This window comes from Rhizobium sp. AG855 (assembly GCF_003610655.1).
Taxonomy (GTDB): domain Bacteria; phylum Pseudomonadota; class Alphaproteobacteria; order Rhizobiales; family Rhizobiaceae; genus Allorhizobium; species Allorhizobium wuzhouense.
Map to the genome: position 1 here is coordinate 52,387 of NZ_RAQG01000003.1, position 18,643 is coordinate 71,029.

22 protein-coding genes are annotated in these 18,643 nt (G+C 60.6%); 12 read left to right on the plus strand and 10 right to left on the minus strand.

Annotated features, from left to right (window positions below):
* Window position 1: 1 nt before the first annotated feature.
* From DFO46_RS00240 to DFO46_RS23820, 7 genes are all read right to left on the minus strand, one after another.
* Window positions 2–1,222: an NnrS family protein gene (locus tag DFO46_RS00240; RefSeq protein ID WP_120275914.1), complete on the minus strand. Its 1,221-nt coding sequence runs from the start codon at window positions 1,220–1,222 to the stop codon at window positions 2–4.
* Window positions 1,219–1,968, minus strand: a complete 750-nt coding sequence (locus DFO46_RS00245) for an ATP-binding cassette domain-containing protein (RefSeq protein ID WP_120278080.1) — start codon at window positions 1,966–1,968, stop codon at window positions 1,219–1,221. The genes DFO46_RS00240 and DFO46_RS00245 overlap by 4 nt, the downstream gene beginning before the upstream one ends.
* Entirely contained in the window at window positions 1,965–2,774 is an 810-nt protein-coding gene (locus tag DFO46_RS00250; protein WP_120275915.1) for an ABC transporter permease subunit, read from the minus strand. The genes DFO46_RS00245 and DFO46_RS00250 overlap by 4 nt, the downstream gene beginning before the upstream one ends.
* Window positions 2,775–2,783: 9 nt before the next feature.
* Complete coding sequence (locus DFO46_RS00255; RefSeq protein ID WP_120275916.1) at window positions 2,784–3,809, minus strand: ABC transporter substrate-binding protein; 1,026 nt, start codon at window positions 3,807–3,809, stop codon at window positions 2,784–2,786.
* Window positions 3,810–3,919: 110 nt separating this feature from the next.
* Window positions 3,920–4,603: an NnrU family protein gene (locus DFO46_RS00260; protein ID WP_120275917.1), complete on the minus strand. Its 684-nt coding sequence runs from the start codon at window positions 4,601–4,603 to the stop codon at window positions 3,920–3,922.
* Entirely contained in the window at window positions 4,600–5,076 is a 477-nt protein-coding gene (locus DFO46_RS00265; protein WP_120275918.1) for a hemerythrin domain-containing protein, read from the minus strand. Before DFO46_RS00265 ends, DFO46_RS00260 begins: the two co-directional genes overlap by 4 nt.
* A 10-nt stretch (window positions 5,077–5,086) precedes the next feature.
* A complete protein-coding gene (locus DFO46_RS23820; protein ID WP_183041944.1) occupies window positions 5,087–5,251 on the minus strand; it encodes a hypothetical protein in 165 nt (54 codons plus the stop codon).
* Window positions 5,252–5,366: 115 nt separating this feature from the next.
* Between DFO46_RS23820 and DFO46_RS00270 the strand changes: the two genes are divergently transcribed.
* The 6 genes from DFO46_RS00270 to DFO46_RS00295 all read left to right on the plus strand — a co-directional run bounded on the left by DFO46_RS00270 (window position 5,367) and on the right by DFO46_RS00295 (window position 10,952).
* Window positions 5,367–5,912, plus strand: a complete 546-nt coding sequence (locus DFO46_RS00270) for a cytochrome c oxidase subunit 3 (protein ID WP_120275919.1) — start codon at window positions 5,367–5,369, stop codon at window positions 5,910–5,912.
* A gap of 8 nt (window positions 5,913–5,920) precedes the next feature.
* Window positions 5,921–6,196, plus strand: a complete 276-nt coding sequence (locus tag DFO46_RS00275; protein ID WP_120275920.1) for a cytochrome C oxidase subunit IV family protein — start codon at window positions 5,921–5,923, stop codon at window positions 6,194–6,196.
* A 155-nt stretch (window positions 6,197–6,351) separates the two neighbouring features.
* A complete protein-coding gene (locus DFO46_RS00280; RefSeq protein ID WP_110792350.1) occupies window positions 6,352–6,804 on the plus strand; it encodes a cytochrome c in 453 nt (150 codons plus the stop codon).
* Between the two features lie 27 nt (window positions 6,805–6,831).
* On the plus strand, window positions 6,832–8,178 hold the full coding sequence (locus DFO46_RS00285; RefSeq protein ID WP_120275922.1) for a nitric-oxide reductase large subunit: 1,347 nt from the start codon (window positions 6,832–6,834) through the stop codon (window positions 8,176–8,178).
* Between the two features lie 62 nt (window positions 8,179–8,240).
* Window positions 8,241–9,044, plus strand: coding sequence for a CbbQ/NirQ/NorQ/GpvN family protein (locus DFO46_RS00290; RefSeq protein WP_110792352.1), 804 nt, complete (start codon window positions 8,241–8,243; stop codon window positions 9,042–9,044).
* Between the two features lie 9 nt (window positions 9,045–9,053).
* Window positions 9,054–10,952 (plus strand): VWA domain-containing protein, encoded by a 1,899-nt coding sequence (locus DFO46_RS00295; RefSeq protein ID WP_120275924.1) that lies wholly within the window; start codon window positions 9,054–9,056, stop codon window positions 10,950–10,952.
* Window positions 10,953–11,022: 70 nt separating this feature from the next.
* Here DFO46_RS00295 and hemN read toward each other — a convergent pair whose 3' ends face one another.
* Together hemN and DFO46_RS24075 are read right to left on the minus strand one after the other, a co-directional pair.
* Window positions 11,023–12,375, minus strand: coding sequence for an oxygen-independent coproporphyrinogen III oxidase (hemN, locus tag DFO46_RS00300; protein WP_120278081.1), 1,353 nt, complete (start codon window positions 12,373–12,375; stop codon window positions 11,023–11,025).
* 34 nt (window positions 12,376–12,409) lie between these two features.
* Complete coding sequence (locus DFO46_RS24075; RefSeq protein WP_245422626.1) at window positions 12,410–12,700, minus strand: hypothetical protein; 291 nt, start codon at window positions 12,698–12,700, stop codon at window positions 12,410–12,412.
* On the opposite strand from DFO46_RS24075, the gene DFO46_RS00305 reads away from it, so the two are divergent.
* Both DFO46_RS00305 and DFO46_RS00310 read left to right on the plus strand, forming a co-directional pair.
* Window positions 12,650–12,850, plus strand: a complete 201-nt coding sequence (locus tag DFO46_RS00305; RefSeq protein ID WP_348627745.1) for a DUF2249 domain-containing protein — start codon at window positions 12,650–12,652, stop codon at window positions 12,848–12,850. The two genes, DFO46_RS24075 and DFO46_RS00305, sit on opposite strands and share 51 nt — an antisense overlap.
* An 85-nt stretch (window positions 12,851–12,935) precedes the next feature.
* Window positions 12,936–13,460 carry a DUF2249 domain-containing protein gene (locus DFO46_RS00310; RefSeq protein ID WP_245408925.1) on the plus strand — a complete coding sequence of 175 codons (525 nt, stop codon included), beginning with the start codon at window positions 12,936–12,938 and terminating at the stop codon, window positions 13,458–13,460.
* On the opposite strand, the gene DFO46_RS00315 is transcribed toward DFO46_RS00310, so the two are convergent.
* Complete coding sequence (locus DFO46_RS00315; protein WP_120275927.1) at window positions 13,424–14,668, minus strand: NnrS family protein; 1,245 nt, start codon at window positions 14,666–14,668, stop codon at window positions 13,424–13,426. The genes DFO46_RS00310 and DFO46_RS00315 overlap by 37 nt on opposite strands.
* A gap of 227 nt (window positions 14,669–14,895) precedes the next feature.
* Between DFO46_RS00315 and nirK the strand changes: the two genes are divergently transcribed.
* The 4 genes from nirK to DFO46_RS00335 all read left to right on the plus strand — a co-directional run bounded on the left by nirK (window position 14,896) and on the right by DFO46_RS00335 (window position 18,347).
* Window positions 14,896–16,035, plus strand: coding sequence for a copper-containing nitrite reductase (nirK, locus tag DFO46_RS00320; protein ID WP_110792356.1), 1,140 nt, complete (start codon window positions 14,896–14,898; stop codon window positions 16,033–16,035).
* A 68-nt stretch (window positions 16,036–16,103) separates the two neighbouring features.
* Window positions 16,104–17,000, plus strand: a complete 897-nt coding sequence (locus tag DFO46_RS00325) for an SUMF1/EgtB/PvdO family nonheme iron enzyme (protein WP_120275928.1) — start codon at window positions 16,104–16,106, stop codon at window positions 16,998–17,000.
* 100 nt (window positions 17,001–17,100) lie between these two features.
* The gene (locus DFO46_RS00330; protein WP_110792358.1) at window positions 17,101–17,802 is read left to right on the plus strand and encodes a Crp/Fnr family transcriptional regulator; all 702 of its coding nucleotides are present in this window, start codon (window positions 17,101–17,103) and stop codon (window positions 17,800–17,802) included.
* A 98-nt stretch (window positions 17,803–17,900) separates the two neighbouring features.
* The gene (locus tag DFO46_RS00335) at window positions 17,901–18,347 is read left to right on the plus strand and encodes a pseudoazurin (RefSeq protein WP_110792359.1); all 447 of its coding nucleotides are present in this window, start codon (window positions 17,901–17,903) and stop codon (window positions 18,345–18,347) included.
* Window positions 18,348–18,643 lie beyond the last annotated feature (296 nt).

The following is an 18,643-nucleotide window of genomic DNA, read 5'->3' on the forward strand; positions in this document are numbered from 1 at the left end:
GTCAGCACCTTTCCTGATCCACCGTTTCCGGCGACCAGAGCAGAGGAATATAGGCCTTGGCCCGAAGCAGGAATGAAAGCGAATACAGCGTCGCCGCGAGACCGTGCGGGCCGAAGGGCAGGGTAAGAGTAGGTGTGAATTCCGGGAGGACGCGCAGAAGCACCGAGAATACGAAGAGCAGGATCGACAGCCGGGTCGTCCAGGAGAAACGCAACAGTTGACCGGTATGGATGAGACCCGCGAGCGACAGAACCTGAAGGACACCGAGGCCCAGCCCACCCATCAGTGCAAGATGCAGCCCGCCTAGCCAGGGCAATGGCAAACCAATCAGGGAAAGTCCGCAGACGAGAAGACCGGTGCCGGCGAGCGCGCTCGACAGCCAAAGGCCGCCAAGCTCGAAGGAGAACCCTTCGCGCCCGACAAATCCCTCAGCCACCCGGTCCATGAAGGCCGCGCCGGCGGCCAGCATCAGATAGCCGCGCACGGCGTTCGAGAGCGTGGCGGCCTCTGCCAGGATCAGCAGCATGGTCAACCCCGCCGAGAGGTGGACCCGGCCCGGATGCGGTCTGTAGGGCGAGGTCCTTTCCGTCGGATCAAGGATCAGATTGGTGACGGGTACGGTGATGCGGGCCAGCGCGAGACCGAGGAGGCCGAGAAGTGAGAGCCCGAGAATTCTGATCGCGCTTTCGGAGAGATCATAGGCTTCCACGGCCATCGCGATCCGCAAGAGGGCTGCGGCGACGGCAAAGGCAGTGACGAACAGGACGAAGCCGAGGAGATCAGTGCTTTTCTTGATCCAGGATAGACGCAGCGCATAGGCAAGCAGGAACAGGATCCAGGCTTGATCGAACACGAGGGCGAGAAGCCAGCCCTTTTCGACGGCGAGGAAGCCAAGCATACGCGCGCTGGCCCAGAGGCCCGCGAGAAGGAACAACGGGCGTCCACTGATGCGCTGCGTATCCGTCCATTCCGGCAAGGCAGAGGTCAGGAAGCCCAAAAGCGCGCCGCCGAACGACCCCACCAGCATTTCCTCGGCGTGCCATTGTCCGGGCAGGGACGAGACGGCAAAGGGCAGATCGAGGGACCAGACCACCACCCATAGAAACGGCCAGATCGCCGCATGAAAAGCGGCAAGCGGAAACATCAGTCGCAGGCCCTCCGCAGACATGGCCTTGATCAGATCGGTCGAGGGAAGGATGCGTATGGCTGGCAGCACGCTCATGCGAGCCTCCGCTCGTCATGTTCGTCCACGACGGCAAACAGCGGATGATCCGAAATCAGCCGTCGCGCCGTCTCGAAGATCATCTTGTCACTGCGGTTTCCGGGCGTCTCCGGAACGGTCACGCAGTCGAGAATTCCATGGCCGTGGCGATCGAGAACCGCGATCCGATGGCAGATCCGCAGCGCTTCATGGATGTCGTGAGTGATGAAGAGCCCGCCCTTGCCGTTATCTAAGACCGTTGCGACGACGAGATCCTGCATCCGTCGGCGCAAGGCGGCATCAAGCGCGGTGAATGGCTCATCGAAATAGAGGAAATCGGGGTTGCCGACGAGCGCGCGGGCGAGTGCGGTGCGCTGGCGCATGCCACCTGACAACTGCGATGGAAACTTTTGCCAGTCGTTTTCTTCCAGCGACACGCGATTACAGGCGGCAGCAACTCTCGCTTTTTGCTCGGCTCGCGCAACAGTGACACCCGACAGCCCCAAAGCCACATTTGCCTCGACCGTCGCCCAAGGGAGGAGGCGCGGTTCCTGAAAGACGAAAGCGCAGCGCGCGTAGCCTCGTATGACCTGGCCGTGACGTGGGATGATCAGCCCGGCGGCAATCTGAGCAAGCGTGCTCTTGCCGCAACCGGACGGCCCGACCAGCGCGACCATCTCTCCGCGTGCGACATGAAGGCTGACGTTTTCGAGAACGGCGCGGCCGAGAAAGACGTGGCCTACGGCCTTGAGCTGGAGGAGGGTCATCGGCGCACGCCCCAGGGTCGGGCGGCTTCTCGCCATACCTCGGCTTCGGCGCGCAAAGGCTGAACAATTCCATATTCGACGCTGATCAGTGCGATGACCGACAGGAGGATCCAGGCAAGGGCCGCTTCCACATCGAGAGCGGCGCGGGCATTGGCGAGTGCGCCTCCTATACCGCCGGCATTGGCCAGAAGCTCGGCCATGACGGCTGCCTTGAAGGCCGTGCCGAGTGCCATGACCAGCGAGGGAAACAGGGCGTGCAGCATTTGCCGCAGCGATATCTTGAACAGCCGGATGAGCGGCGACAGGCCGGCCATGCGTGCCATGTCCTCCAACGCCCGGTCCCGGGTCTGGATGCCCTCGGCTGCACCGACGAACACGAGCGGCAAGGCGGCGATGGCGGCTGTCGCAATGACCGTTCCGGCGCCCATGCCGAACCAGATCATCAAAAGCACGATCCAGGCGATTGGCGGGATGCCGAGCAGCAAGCTCACCTGGGGACGCGCCAGACGCATGACCGCCGGATGATATCCGGCCAACACGCCCACCATCGTCCCCACCACGGCGGCAAGGGAAAAACCGGCGACCGCTCTGAGGCTCGTCGAGAGCACCAGAAGCCGGTTGTCCGGATTTGCGATCAGGCCGAACAGGGTCCGGATCGTGGCTGCCGGAGTGGGCAACACGAAACTGCCATAGGTTTCCGCTCCGAGCTGCCAGACGGCAGCAAAGACCGCGAGGCCGCTGAGACCCGCCCAGCCGGACCAGAGAAAGCGGCATATCCTGCCTACACGATCCGTGAAGCCCTTCATGATCCGGCCTCAGAGATAGAATGAGGCGTCAGGCATGCGACCGCCTATCATTTCAGGGTGTGTCGCTGCCACGGTTTTGAGCAAGGTCTCTATCGACGCGCGTGCATCACGCGCGGCGACCGCGACGAGGTTCGAATAGGGGATCGACGCCTCCAGAACCGGCCAGGGCAGTTCGAGGGCCGATGCAGCCTGATTTGCGGCTGCCGCCGGATCGGCGTTCACCGCGGCTGCTGCCTGCGCAAGTCTGGCCAGAAGCGCTTTCGCCTGATCCGGATGATCGTCCAGGAAGCTCTGCGTCAGGGCGAGCCCTGCCTGCGGCATGACCGGCGATGTTGCAGAAACAAGGCCCCATTCCTGTTGCATGTCGATCACCCGATGGAGCGCCTGATTACCGGTACTGGCCTTGAATATGGCGGCTGAGACAGCTGGCTCAGGCAGGAGCGCCGTGTCTATTCGGCCGGCAAGCAGCATTTGCACGGCTTCAATGGGCGTGCCAGCCCGCTCCAGCTTGACCTTGCCCTCCATCCCATGATGGGCGAGCGCCGCGTTGAAAACGAGTTCCGGTGTGTCATTGGGGAATGGTACGGTCACGCTTTGCCCTTCGAGATCGGTGAAAGAAGTGATCGTGTCATGGCGTGAAACGACGTAGAGAAGGCCATTGGTCATGACATTGGCCAGCTTCAGCCCAAGCCCGCGCGTGTGCAGGTTCGCCGCTGCCGTCGTCGGCATGACCACTGCGTGCATCGAACCGGAAGACAGGCCTGCCCGCATTTCATCGGGCGTCCGCCATGTCTTGAATTCCACCTTGTTGGCGACCTCGCGCAGCAGGCCCTTGCCGACCGCATAGGCCAGCGTGATCGACGGCCCGGCGGGAGGCCCGAAGAGGATAAGATGGTCGAGCGTTGTCGCGTGCGCCCGCTTGTTTAGGAACGGAAGGGCGAGTGTGGCGACCAGTCCTTTGCACAGTGTGCGACGGGTCGGCACATAGCCGGCCTGATCGACTTCAGTCCTGTTCGTCTTGCTTGTCGGCTTCATGGTGTGGGGCAGCCCGCTCGCCAAAAAATATTGAATGTCAGTCCTGTTATCCTCTGCGTCGCATGGGAAGTTTGACGCAGAGCAAGGAATGCGTGGAATTGCCGGTGCCCTCAGATGTCCAGGGCGAGGATGGGGTCTGCGCCGAACAGTGCGGCATGCCCGCCCATGAGCAGCCAAAGAGTCAGCAGCAGCGTCCCGGCGAGTGCCGCGACCAGATGTGCATCCAGACGCAGCTTGGAACGCCCGGAGGCCAAGGCAATCAGCGGAAACATCGATGTCAATTCCGCAATCGATGGCCATGCGGCTCCCATCCTGCGCCGCGCGCGTTTTTCGGCGACGAAGATGCAGACAGTCGAGAACAGACCGAGGCCGCCGAAAACGAGGAGGGATCTGGTGTCACCGTTTGCCAAGACATGGCCGAAAGACCAGAGGACGAATCCCCACAACACGGGATGGCGCGTGATGGCCGTGACCGCGCCGGGTGCGGCGCCTGACCTGAAGCTGACAGATGCTGGATTGGGGCTGATGAGGCCGGCGGTGACCAGAAAAAGCCCGACAGGGGACAGAACCAGATTGGCAAGGGCGCTCCAGCGGTCCGGCTGCCAGATCTCGATGTATTCCGTGCTCCCGGCTGCCTGCAGAACCCATATCAGGAGTGCCACGGAGGTTGCCGAATAGACGAGGAGATAGAAACGCAATCCGAGCGCTGCGGTCAGCTTTCCCCGAATGGTCGGTATGGCTGGCACCGAATGCAGCAACAGGAATGCCGCAAGGGCAAGGAAGACTTGGCTCATCGTGGCAACGCCCGTCTCTCGGGTTCCACGCTGAGAAGCTGCTGCAGCAGCATCTGCTCCGCCGTGATGTGGCGGCGTACGGCTTCCTGGAAACCGCGCACCATGTGAGCCACGGTCTCCAGGCTCAGTCTGCATCGTTTGCGAGCGACGGCGGCCAAGGTGAGGGACAACTCGTGCGCCGCGCGTCGGTCGACGCGATGTTCGGACTTCACCTGATCGAGAAGAAGGGACCCGAAGCACGAACCTGCGTGAACCTGGAGGTCGGGATAGAGCTTCTGCTCTTCCAGAGTGTGTGCGGCCGCCATCAGCGGCTCAATATGTTTTGCGACCTTGCCGATGCCGCGCGGGACCTCGCCGGCGTCGAAATCAATCGCGAATTCCTCCAGTCGCAGGCACAGCACGAGAAGATCGCGATGTTTGTCTTCCAGCGCCCTGACCTCGGCAACAGTGAGGTTGGTTCCGTTCGTTTCCATCTGTCTCTCCCTATTGGCCGAGGAACAGGAAGACGCCGATGACAAAGGACGCGAGGACCGCGGCAAGCGTGCCCCCGCCCTGCAATACGCCCATGCGCTTGAGCATGAGTGCAAACCCCATGATCACAGGTGCCGCAACCACAAGGCCGATCTGTGCATCCGTCATGTCAGTCATTCCCTTCTGTTGTGGAGGCAGTCTGCCTTGTCTTTCGTCAGTCTTCTTTGCGCTCCCACAAAGAGCGCCTCGGATTTCTCCTTAAAACGGGCGAGGACTGAACGGAGATGTAACCATGGCCATGCATAGGAGCCTCCACGATGAGGCAAAGGACGATCAACTGTTGCTCTGGATCCTGGTGTGGAGCGAGCTGATCGCATTCGGCATCCTGATCTTTGGCTTTCTGGTCGTCTCTGCCGTCCAGGTGGAGGCTTTTGAACTCGCCCGTCTGCATCTCAGGCCCGGGATCGCAGGTGCAAACACGCTCATTCTGCTGGTCAGCGGCTATCAGGTCGCGGTTGCCATGCGGCGACGCAATGAACTCGAGACCGTGAAACGACCGTTGATCGTGGCGGCGGGGCTCGGCTTCTGCTTTGTCGCCGTCAAGCTCTTCGAATACTGGGGCGAAGCTCGTTTTACCGGCGATGCGACGCTCGACAGCTTTTTCGAACTCTATTTCATGATCACCGGGTTCCATCTCTTGCACGTCTTCTTCGGTGCGATCGCCCTGCTTTTGGTGGCCTGGCGCCCATCCCGGGAGAACGTCCTGCTGATCGCGACCCTCTGGCATGTGATCGATCTGGTCTGGCTCGTTGTCTTTCCCGTCGTCTATCTTGCGTGAGGACCGTCATGACCCGCAGACAACACGAAGAACTGGTGGGTATCCTCGCCATGTTGATCACCTTTGCGATTGGAGGTGCGGTCGTCTCAGCACTTGCCGGCGATACCGTCATCCCGATCCTGGCCGTTCTGGGCATCGCCTTTGCCAAGGGGCGCCTCGTGGTCCTCGATTTCCTGGAATTGCGTGGCGGACATCATCCCATGCGGGTCGCGCTGCTCGCCTGGCTTTGCATCCTTTTGACTGCCGCCTTCGCCCGGTCCCTGACGGCTTTCTGGATCAGCTGAACATTCGCTTGGTTGCTTGCCGAAGCGCAAAGAACGACGCCCGGCACTCTCTATGAAAAGGACATCCCGCAGAGCCGGCGAGGGGATCGCCGGAGCGTTCGAGGCGGGGAAACCAGGTCGGGCCTTTCCAGCCCGGCAGACGGAAGGACAAAGGCATGGCAGAGCGCCTGACCAAGACCGGAGCGCGCAACGTCTTCTACGGCGGCTCCGTATTCTTTTTTGCGATTTTCGTGGGGCTCACGGCCCACAGCCACTACTACATCCGCACAACCTCGACCGACGAGGCGACGCTCACCGACAGCGTCGCCCGCGGCAAACATGTCTGGGAAAAGAACGCCTGCATCAACTGCCACACGCTTCTGGGGGAGGGTGCCTATTTTGCACCTGAGCTCGGCAATGTCTGGACCCGGTGGGGCGGCAAGGATGATCGGGATGGCGCGCGCGAAACACTGCGCGCTTGGATGGCCTCGCAGCCCTCCGGCATCGAAGGCCGACGGCAGATGCCGCAATTCAATTTGACCGACGACGAGATCAACGATCTCGCCGACTTCCTCGAATGGACCAGCAAGATCAAGACGCAGAACTGGCCGCCGAACGAGGCGGGCTGAGCCCTTCGTGACCCAAGGAGATCTATCATGAAATATCAAAGCCAGAAGGTCGCGATGCTGTATTTCTACGGCGCGCTCGGCCTCTTCCTCGCACAGGTTCTCTTCGGCGTGCTGGCAGGCACGATCTATGTCTTGCCGAACACGCTGTCCGAACTCGTCCCCTTCAACATCGTGCGCATGATCCACACCAACGCCCTGATCGTCTGGTTGCTCATGGGCTTCATGGGCGCGACCTACTATCTGCTGCCTGAAGAGGCGGAGACAGAGCTCTACAGCCCGAAGCTCGCAATCGCGCAGTTCTGGATCTTCCTGATCGCTGCTGCTGCCGCCGTCGTCGGTTATCTCTTCGGCATTCATGAGGGACGCGAGTTTCTCGAGCAGCCCTTCATCATCAAGGTCGGCATTGTCATCGTCGCCTTGATGCTGCTGTTCAACGTCACCATGACATCGCTCAAAGGTCGCAAGACCGTCGTCACCAACATCCTGATCTTCGGGCTCTGGGGCGTCGCGATCTTCTTCCTCTTCGCCTTCTACAACCCGGCCAACCTGGCGCTCGACAAGATGTACTGGTGGTATGTCGTCCACCTCTGGGTCGAGGGCGTCTGGGAGCTGATCATGGCCTCCGTGCTCGCTTTCCTGATGATCAAGCTCAACGGCATCGACCGCGAGGTCGTCGAGAAGTGGCTCTATGTCATCATCGGTCTGGCGCTGTTCTCCGGTATCCTCGGCACGGGCCATCATTATTACTGGATCGGTGCGCCGGGCTACTGGCAGTGGATCGGTTCGCTCTTCTCGACGCTCGAAGTCGCCCCCTTCTTCACCATGGTGATCTTCACCTTCGTCATGACCTGGAAGGCCGGCCGCAAGCATCCGAACAAGGCGGCACTCCTGTGGTCGCTCGGCTGCTCGGTGATGGCCTTCTTCGGGGCCGGTGTCTGGGGCTTCCTGCACACGCTGTCGTCGGTAAACTACTACACCCACGGTACGCAGGTGACCGCAGCTCACGGACATCTCGCCTTCTTCGGCGCCTATGTCATGCTGAACCTCGCGATCATGGCCTATGCCATTCCCGAGATGCGCGGACGTCAGCCCTATAACCAGTGGCTGTCCATCGCGAGCTTCTGGATGATGTGCACGGCCATGTCGGTCATGACCTTCGCGCTCACCTTTGCCGGTGTCCTGCAGGTCCATCTGCAGCGCGTGCTTGGCGAAAGCTACATGGACGTCCAGGACCAGTTGGCCCTGTTCTATTGGGTGCGCCTCGGCTCGGGCGCCGTCGTCCTGGTCTCCGCCCTGATGTTCGTCTGGGCCGTGCTGATACCCGGCAAGGAAAAAGAGCCTGCCTTCGGCGGTTACATCGAGCCTGCCGAGTGACTGAGCGGCCCCGCTGCTTAAACGGCGGCGGGGCCTTTCCAAACTTCTGAAGGATCAGCACCATGAATCTCATCGCCCGCAACATTCAGCCTGAAATCCCGGCCTATTCTCCAGCCGGCAACGAATGCGCCCTGTTCGAAACAGCCTGGACACGGCAACTGCCGCTGCTCCTCAAAGGTCCGACGGGCTGCGGCAAGACCCGTTTCGTCAGCCATATGGCACAGAAGCTCGATCTGCCGCTGACCACCGTCTCGTGCCACGACGATCTGGCCGCTGCCGATCTCACTGGCCGCTTCCTGCTCAAGGGCGGAGAGACGGTCTGGGTCGACGGACCGCTGACCCGGGCGGTCCGGGACGGTGGCGTCTGCTATCTCGACGAGGTGGTCGAGGCGCGCAAGGATGTCGCCGTGGTCCTCCATCCGCTCACCGACGACCGGCGTATCCTGCCTCTGGAACGCACCGGCGAAGAACTCGCGGCGCCGCCGGCCTTCATGCTGGTCGTGTCCTACAATCCCGGCTACCAGAGCCTGCTCAAGGCGCTGAAGCCCTCGACCCGCCAGCGTTTCGTCGCCATTGAATTCGACTTCCTGCCCAAGGCGCGGGAAATCGAGGTTGTCTCGGCCGAGAGCGGATTGCCCGCTGTCACGGTCGAGCCCCTCGTTGAACTCGCCAGACGGCTGCGCGCACTGAAAGGTCATGACCTGGAGGAAGGCGTCTCGACGCGCCTCCTCGTCTATTGCGCCAGCCTGATCGATGCCGGTCTGTCTCCGCGTGACGCCGTTCGCGCCGCCATGATCGAGCCGCTGACCGACGAACCCGACGTGCGCACTGCCCTTCTCGAACTGGCAAAGGCGGTCATCCGCTAGGAGAATGTCATGCTGGACTTTCTGGAGCTCGAGGAAACGGTCGGGCGCGCCTGGCACAGGCTCGCTGGCGATACCCGCACTTGGCCGCGTTACCCAAACGCTGCCGTCATGCTGGAAGAGGTGCTTCCGGTGCTTTCCGTCTGCTTCCGTGGCTTCGGTGGGGAAAAGACGGTGCAACTGGTCCCCGCACGGGGCAAGACCTCGCAACACCGGCTGAAGCTGCGCCAGCGCATGGGGCTCGGCGAGGAAAAGCTCATCCACCCGGCGCGGGACGAAGCAAGCGTGATGTTGCCCCCGGTCCTCGACCTGATGCCGGAGCAGGCGCTCAACCGCGATCTCTATATCTGGCTGGCGGCTGCCATGGCCGTCATGCCGCTTCAGCCAATCACCGAAATCGATCCGCTTAAGGCAGATCTCGCCATGCTGGAGGCGGCGTCGGTGCTTGAAGAGCGGGTGTTGAAGGCTTTTCCCGGTCTCATTGATTGTTATCGCCGGCTTTGCAGCGCCCTCTTGTCGGAGCGCCGGCGTGGCTCTCTGCCAAGGGTCGAGGGGTTGCTGGAGGATCGTATCATCGATCTCCTGCGCCGTGGTGTCGGGCTTGCCCCGCTTTCGGCGGGGGATGATATGCCGGGGAGGGCGCCTCCAGGCTATCTGCCGATGTTGCCCGTGCCGCTTTGGCCGCAAGCCGTCGTCCGGGAAGAATGGGCTGATCGCCAGTACACGGACCAGCCGGTCGGCGCCAGTCAGGCGGATGCACAAGCCGCTGGCCGCTATGTCGCGACGCGCGAAAAGGATTCTGCCGCCAAGGGCGAGCGCAGCCCCTTCATCCTCAACCGCTTCGAAAAGATCCTCGCCATGGCCGAAATGGTCAATGTCGATCGTCCCGCCGATGACAGCGACGATCACGATGCGTCGGCTGCCGATGAACTCGACGAGATGGTGCTTGGCGAACGCAAGGGCCGACCTGCGGCGAAATTCCGCTTCGACCTCGACCTGCCGCCGGAAGCGCTCATTCATTCTGCCATCGAAGCTGAAACGACCTATCCGGAATGGGACTATAGGCACGGGGTCTATCTCAAGGACCACTGCCGGGTCATTGCCGGCCCGGCATCCGATGAAGGCCTTTCGCCTGGCCCGTCGCCGGAGATGAAGGCGCTGGTTCGCCGAGTGCGGCGACAGTTTGAGGCGATGCGCCCGCGCCACGAGATGCTGCGCGCGCAGGTAGACGGTGCCGATCTCGATCTCGACGCTGTGGTCCGCAGCCGTACCGAACTGGCCGCGAGCGGTGAATGTTCGGACCGTATCCATCTGGCAAGCCGGCCGCAGGCCCATGATCTCGCCGTCACGTTGCTGGTCGACGTATCGCTGTCGACTGACGCCTGGTTAAACGACCGCCGGGTACTTGATGTCGAGAAGGAGGCCCTTCTGGTGCTGGCCGAGGGGCTTGCCGCCTGTGGTGACATGCATTCGATCCTGAGCTTCACGTCGAGGCGCAGGGACTGGGTGCGTGTCGAGACGATCAAGGACTTTGACGAGCCGATGAGTGCGCATGTGCACCATCGCATCGCCGCGCTCAAGCCCGGCTACTACACCCGCATGGGCGCAGCGCTTCGCCATGCGACGGCCAAGCTTGCCGAACGTCCCAACCGCAAGCACCTGCTGCTTGTTTTGACCGATGGCAAGCCGAACGATGTCGATCACTACGAGGGCCGTTTTGCGCTTGAAGATACCCGCCGGGCAGTGACCGAGGCGCGCCGCCGCGGCATCCATGTCTTCGGCGTGACCGTCGACCAGGATGCCAAGACCTATGTGCCCGCCGTGTTCGGCCATCACGGCTATGCCGTCGTACCCGATATCCGGCGCCTGCCGGCAGCCCTGCCGCAGATCTACCGCGCGCTCGTTCGCTGATCCGCGATCGCGCAAAGGGAAAGCCCGGACCGAGCGATCGGTCCGGGCTTTCTCGTTTCACCGTTTTGTCTCAGGCCGCAGTGGCGTGTGTTCTGTCCGTTTCACCGAGATAGGCATCGAAGCACGAAGCCACCGTTCTCACCAGGAACCTGTGCTGCGTATCGACACTCAGCAGATCCCCACGCCAGCTAACGATACCTTCCTCCAACAACGTCTTCAGTGGCAGATTGGCTTTGCCGATGCTGTCGTCTGGAAGTTCGAAACCTTCCGGCATGGCTCCAAAATCGACCTGGAAGTCGCACATCAGCCGCTCGATGATCCAGGCACGGACGCGGTCTTCTCGGATGAGACGATAGCCTTTCGACGTCGCCAGTTCACCGGATGAGATGGCATTTGCATAACGTCCGATCGCGACGTCGTTTTGCGCGTAGCCTTCGTCAAGGCGTCCGATCGCCGAGGATCCAAACCCGATGAGTGTCGAGGCGTCATCGGTCGTATATCCCTGGAAATTGCGGCGCAGTGCTTTGCGATCGGCCGCGATCGAAAGCGAATCCTCCGGAAGGGCAAAATGATCGAGGCCGATGCGGCGATATCCGGCTTGACACAGCGTTGCCGCGATTGCCTCTGCCTGGGCATGCCGCTCATGAGCATCGCCAAGGGCTGCCGCATCGATCAGGCGCTGATGCTTCTTGAAGTTCGGAACATGGGCGTAGCCGAACACGGCGAAGCGTTCGGGACGCATGGCGGCCGCCATCTTCGCAGTTTCAATCGCGGAGTCGACGGTCTGATGCGGCAAACCATAGATGAGGTCGAAGTTGACGCTTCTGGCTCCTGCCTTGCGCAGGTTTGAAAGGGCTGTTGCCGTCTGTTCTGCCGACTGGATGCGATTGATCGCCTTTTGAACCTTGGGATCGAAGCTCTGTACGCCGAGGCTCGCCCGGGTCATTCCTGCTTCGCCGAGTGCTTCAAACATATCGACGGTCAGCGTTCTCGGGTCGATTTCCACCGCAAGCTCTGTCGTGCTCCCGGTGCCAAAGGCTGCGGCAAGCGTGGCAGCCAGATCTCGGAATTCCTGCGGCGTCATGATGGTGGGCGTGCCGCCGCCGAAGTGAATGTCGCTGACGTCCTGCCGCCGTCCGATGGCCTTCGCCACCAGTCTGATTTCCTGTTTCAGCACGGTCAGGTAGTCGAGGATCGGTGCATCCTTCTGGGTAATCGTCGTGTGGCAGCCGCAATACCAGCACATGGAGCGGCAGAAGGGCACATGCAGGTAAAGGGAGACCGGATCGTTTTCCGGCACGGCGGCCAGCCAGTCGCGATAGGTGCCCGCACCTATGCTGGGCGAAAAGCGGGGCGCCGTCGGATAGCTCGTGTAACGGGGCAGGCGGCTTTCGCCATAACGGCGGATAATCTCTGAGTTCATCATATCGCTCCGGTTTTGTGCCGTGACGATACTGTCAGGTGCCGTCGTTTCGTTGTCGAAAGGCAAAGAGGAACGCTGCTTTCCAGCTTTTGCTTGTCACAGCACAACGAAGGCTGGGCACGCGGGCTGCAATGTCCTGTGGTGCGGCAGAGCTGCATGCGACCTGCAAACCTGCATTGAAGAAAGCCACCGAATGACCGTTGTTGAAGATCATGTTCTCAAACTCGACGTGCGCGAAATTCCCCACATGGAAAGACATCCCCGCATATTCGGAATGTTGAATGCGCTGCTTCCGGATTACCAGCTGCTCCTGACCGTCGATCATGATCCGGTCCCGCTCTACTACCATCTGGAAATGCATTATGATGGGATGTTCGGATGGGAATACCTTTCCCGCGGTCCGGAGATATGGGAAGTCCGGATTCGCCGAAAGAAGCACGAAGGCTGCAACTGCAACTGCGGTGGCGGTCACTGAACCATGAGGGAGCGATCGGGAGACAGCGGTCGCTCCACGCCATCCATGGTGATCGGACAGGTGAAGTCGGAAATTGGGAGGTCAAGTGTCGACGACAGCCAACTTCAAAGAACTCGACGTAAGGCCCATCCTTCGTGACGGAGGGGAGCCGTTTCCCGCGATCATGGATGCGGTTCAGTCCTTGCAGCCGGGAGAAGGCCTGCGCCTGCTGGCAACGTTTCGCCCGGTACCGCTGCTGAGCGTCATGGCGCGCCGGGGCTATTCGGCCGAACTGAAGGAACTGGATGACGGCGAGTGGGAGGTGATGTTCCTTCCGGTGACGGAAGCTTCCGCAGAAGTTCTCCACTCGATCGGGGCAGAAGAAGCAGCGGCCTGGCCTGATCCGCTGTGGCGGGTCGACCTTTCTGAGCAGCAGCCCCCGGTACCGATGGAAAAGGTTCTCTCGCTGATCGAACTCATGGAGCCCGGCGAAGTGCTTTTCGCGGTGTTGTCAGAGGAATCGCGCTTTTTATGCGCGGAGCTGGAACAGCGCGGTCATCAATGGGTCGGCAATCTCGATGCGTCGAAGCGCGCCTATCGCATGTTGATCCGGGTTGGCGGTGAAGGTTGACGACCCGGTTGCCGCTGAACGTGGCATAGGAGACCCGCATTGTCCCTGAGAAACAAGACAAAGGCGGAAATCCAGAACAGTCCTGACGTTGCGATAACGGGCCCATAGTATTCCGGAATGAGGTCGGCTGCGATGCGAACGCCTGCTGCAAACAGCACGCATGGAACGGACAGCCGCTGAACCCACGAAATTTTCTCGTTTCGACCGGTATGAAGCCGGATCGACCGGTTCATAACCGCAAGCATCATCCCCGTGACGGATCCGATGGCTAGAAGATGCATTGCCGTAAGCGGGCCGAGCAGGTCGAGTGCGGTCGCGCCCATTCCCAATAGCCCGAGAGGGATGAAGCCGTAAGAGAAGTGCATCCCTGAGATCAGGGGAGATCGCAGGATCATTGGCCTGAACCATCTTGCTGCGCGAACGAGGTGCGCACCAGCCGCAACAGCCGCCAGGGTCGCCGTAAGCAGACTGGACGGTTCATATGTCCACATCGTCGCGGTCAGGAGCGTGGCAGTCAGGACGAAGCTATCGACAATGCGATTGCCGGTGGCGAGGCGCGGTCTGCCTGACTGGGCAAGCCAGCTGTTTGTGAAGCTTGGAATGAGTTTGTCGGAGGTCGCGGTGATCAACAGGACATAGACGGAAAGGGCTGCCCGTGCCCAGGCTCCGACGTCTCCGCCGTGCATGGTTGCGATATGAAACCCGCCATTGATAAGCGCGAGAGAGCTAACGCAAAGGATTGGCTTTACATCCGCAATTCGTCTCGCGACCCAGACCTCCCGCAAGCAGAAATACGCAAAGAGTGGAAGGAAGATCCAGTCGATCAGGAGCGCGATGACGGCCGTTGTTTCCCCGACCATCAGCATGGAGAGGCGGCCCGCAAGCCATATGAAGACGAGGCGGCCGAGAGGCTTGCCTGAGAGGGGAAAGCGACCCGTCCAGTTCGGGACGGTCGTCACCAGATATCCCACCAGTACCGCCGGCATGAAGCCGAAAAGAAGTTCGTGCGCGTGCCAGGCGGACTGGCCATATGTTTCTGCTGGTTGGAGCCAGCCGCTAATCGTGCAGATCCAGATCGTGATCGTCGCAATGGCCCAAAGAGACGCGCCGAGATAGAAAGGCCGGAATCCGTAGGATAGCAGAATGGCGCCGTCGCGCCCCAGGCCGCGAGGAATGCCGCCACGGGTTGGTCGTGTCTCTTCCTTCATGAAACTTGCTCTCCAAAGTCGCCGATGATGCTGCCTCGAAGATTTTCAGACGAAGTAATTGATCTCGATCAAAGGGCGCCGACAATCCTATTATTAGATCGGCGGCTGAATGACGCAGTCGCCCTCCGAAGTTCATTGTTCCAGAACAAATAGATCGGCGCGTCATGAAGTAAAACAGTGTCAACAGTTCGAGCGAAACGCTCACTGATTGATAAGGAGAAACGACCATGACCGAGTGCCTGAACCTAACCAGAAGAACAATGCTTGCCGGCGCTGTCTTCGCGAGCGCACTCGCACCTGCTTTGTCAGGCACGGTTGCTCGCGCCGAAGGCGGTGACATCAAAACCAACGCCGCTGCCACCGCCGCCGACATTGCCAAGCTGGAGCGGGTAAAGGTCGACCTGGTGGCGCCGCCCTTCGTTCATGCCCATACGCAGAAGGCTGAAGGGCCCCCGAAGGTTGTCGAGTTCACACTCACCATCCAGGAAAAGAAGATCATCGTCGATGATGCCGGAACCGAAGTCCATGCCATGACGTTCAACGGCTCGGTCCCTGGTCCCATGATGGTCGTTCATCAGGACGATTATGTCGAGTTGACCCTCATCAATCCCGAGACCAACACGCTTCAGCACAACATCGATTTCCACTCGGCCACAGGTGCCCTTGGCGGTGGTGCGCTGACGCTGGTCAATCCGGGCGAGACAGCCGTCCTGCGCTTCAAGGCCACCAAGGCAGGTGTCTTCGTCTACCACTGCGCACCTCCCGGAATGGTGCCGTGGCATGTCACCTCGGGCATGAATGGCGCGATCATGGTTCTGCCGCGCGACGGCCTGAAGGATCACAAGGGCAACGATCTACCCTATGACAAGGTCTATTATGTTGGCGAGCAGGACTTCTATGTTCCGAAGGATGCCGACGGCAATTACAAGAAGTATGAAAGTGCCGGCGATGGTTATGCCGATGTGCTCGAAGTCATGAACACGCTGACCCCGAGCCACATTGTTTTCAACGGTGCGGTCGGAGCCCTGACGGGCGACAATGCCCTGACTGCTGCGGTCGGCGAACGGGTTCTGATCCTGCATTCGCAGGCCAATCGCGATACCCGTCCGCATCTGATCGGTGGCCATGGCGATTATGTCTGGGCAACCGGCAAGTTCGCCAACCCGCCGCAACTCGATCAGGAAACCTGGTTCATTCCCGGAGGCGCTGCGGGTGCCGCCTACTACACCTTCCAGCAGCCGGGCATCTACGCCTATGTGAACCACAACCTGATCGAAGCCTTCGAAAAGGGTGCGGCCGCACACTTTAAGGTCACCGGCGACTGGAACGACGATCTGATGACCGCCGTGGTCAAGCCGGACAGCTGATCCTTGCGACGCACGGGGTGCTGATAGAGCGCCCCGTGAACTTCCTCTCTAATCTGTTGGAAATCGCCATGTCCGGCGCTGTTCTCACCCCCAGGCATCCGAATTCGGTCGGCTCGGTATTGCTGCCGCTTCTGCTCATCGGTGCTTTGTCCACTGCCGTCTTGGTTCAATCGGGGATCGTGCGGTTGAGTGGTGGCACTGATCTGCTCCCGCCGCAGACGATCTCGGTGGCTCCGGCAAGTTTCACCTACCGCCAGCCCGGTGAGTTTTACCGCGCCGGATATGCCGTCGACGGGCCGAAGGCAGACTATGTGATGACAGCGCCTCTGACGATCATGAAGTATCAGGTGAGCACGCAGGATTACGATGCCTGCGTTGCCGATGGGGCATGCCCGGCCCGGGAATCGGCCACCCTATCTCGCCCCGACATGCCGGCAACTGGCGTCAGTCATGACGACGCGACACTCTATGCCCGCTGGTTTTCGGAAAAGAGCGGTGGGGTCTGGCGTCTGCCGAGTGACGTGGAGTTGGCCTTTGCGGCTGGTGAAAAGTTTCCGGATGACGCCCTCGGCATAGATCCGGACACTCGGAACCCGGCACTGCGTTGGCTCGCCGACTACGAGCGCGAAGCCGCTCGCAAGAGATCCAAGGAGCCAGAGCCGCTTCCCTATGGCAGCTTTGGCGAGAACGAGCATGGTCTGGCCGATTTTGCTGGTAACGTCTGGGAATGGACGACGACCTGCAATAAACGCGTCGATCTCGTCACGGAGGGACGGTCGGTCACAACCGAAGCCTGCGGCGTCTATATTGCCACCGGCAAACACAGATCGCCCCTGAGTTCGTTCATCCGCGACCCTAAAAGCGGTGGCTGTTCTGTCGGTGTTCCTCCAGACCATGTCGGCTTCCGGCTGGTCGAAGATCGTCGCTGGTACGCTCCTTTGCTCTTTTCGATCGGTGCCTTGTGAGGTAGGTTGCCCCTGTCGCATTGGACACTCGCCATGACAGTCGTTATCGGGTTCCTCAAGGCCTGAAAGTGCACGCTGGTTGGCGGGAGAGGGATCTGTTTTGAAACTTGATCGGACGATCATCAAGTCCTTGTCATTATTCGACAAGATGACCGATGACGAGTTGGACGCGCTGCTCGTTCCCGCGCAGACGAGACGACTGCCGATCGGTGAGTCCGTGTTCGAACAGGGACAGCCGGCTTCATATTTCTTCCTCCTTCTGCATGGGCGTTTGAAGGTCACGCAGGTCACGAGCGCGGGTCAGCAGATCATCGTGCGCGTCGTCCATCCAGGTGACCTGTTCGGCTTCGCCAAGGCTCTGCAACGACACGATTATCCGGGAACCGCCCTTGCTGCTGCCGAAAGCATTGTTCTGTCCTGGCCAACTGATATGTGGCCGAAATTCGTGGAACGGAATCCAAGGCTTGCCGTCAGCGCGATGGAGACGATCGGACAAAGGCTCGAGGAAGCGCATGTCCGCATTCGCGAAATGTCCACGCAAGAAGTCGAGAAGAGGGTAGCGCATACCGTGTTGCGGCTGGCGCAGAAGGCCGGTCGCAAGGAGGCTGCGGGAATTCGGATCGATTTTCCGATTTCAAGGCAGGATATCGCCGAAATGACCGGAACCACGATTCATACGGTCTCGCGCATATTCAGTTCCTGGGAGAGCAGAGGCCTGATCGAAGGCGGTCGTCAGAAACTGCTTGTGCGCGATATGGCCGAACTGGCATCGCTGGCGGATTCGCTTCCCGAACGTCGATAGCCAGGGAAAGCGTTCCCTTACTTGATATTGCGCAAAGAAGGCTCGTCCATCCCGGCCTATCTCTTCTCCATCGGAACGAGGTGTTCCCGTCTTAGGAGATGAAAATGAAACTGCGTAGTGTAACCATGGCAGCCGTTCTTTTGCTTTCGGCCCCGGCGCTCTCGATCGCTGCTGACTTCGAAGTCAAGTTGCTGAACAAGGGTGCAGATGGTGCCATGGTGTTCGAGCCTGCGGGCCTGAAGATTGCCCCCGGTGATACCGTCACCTTCATCCCCACCGACAAGGGCCACAATGCCGAAACCATCAAGGGCATGATCCCGGATGGTGCTGCGGAGTTCAAGGGCAAGATGAACGAGACGATCAAGGTTACCTTCGAGGTTCCCGGTGTCTACGGTGTGAAATGCGCGCCTCATGTCGGCATGGGTATGGTCGCTGCCATCCTCGTTGGGGACGCCCCTGCCGCCAATCTCGACGCCTTCAACGCCGCCAAGCTTCCGAAGAAGGCCCGCGAGCGCATCGACGCTGCTGTCGCCGCAGCGAAGTAAACCGGAAGATTGTTGCAGAATGGAAAATGCCGCCCGGGAGGCCCTGGGCGGCATTTTTTGACTGAACCAGCCTCTATGTGGATCGCGCTTCCGCGCGTTCCGGCAGGCAGAGACCTTCCATGTCGCCTGGGGGGGCGGTGTCGCCTCGGTCACGACGAGCGTCGTGTCGCAAGCGGAGATGAGTGATCTGGTGATCCGTGCGGAGACCGAGCGACGACCGTTTCTCAGGGCCCGGCTTCGGTCCGCTGTTTCGCATATGCCGACGCAGTTTTGCCGGAAAGACTATAGAGCACTTC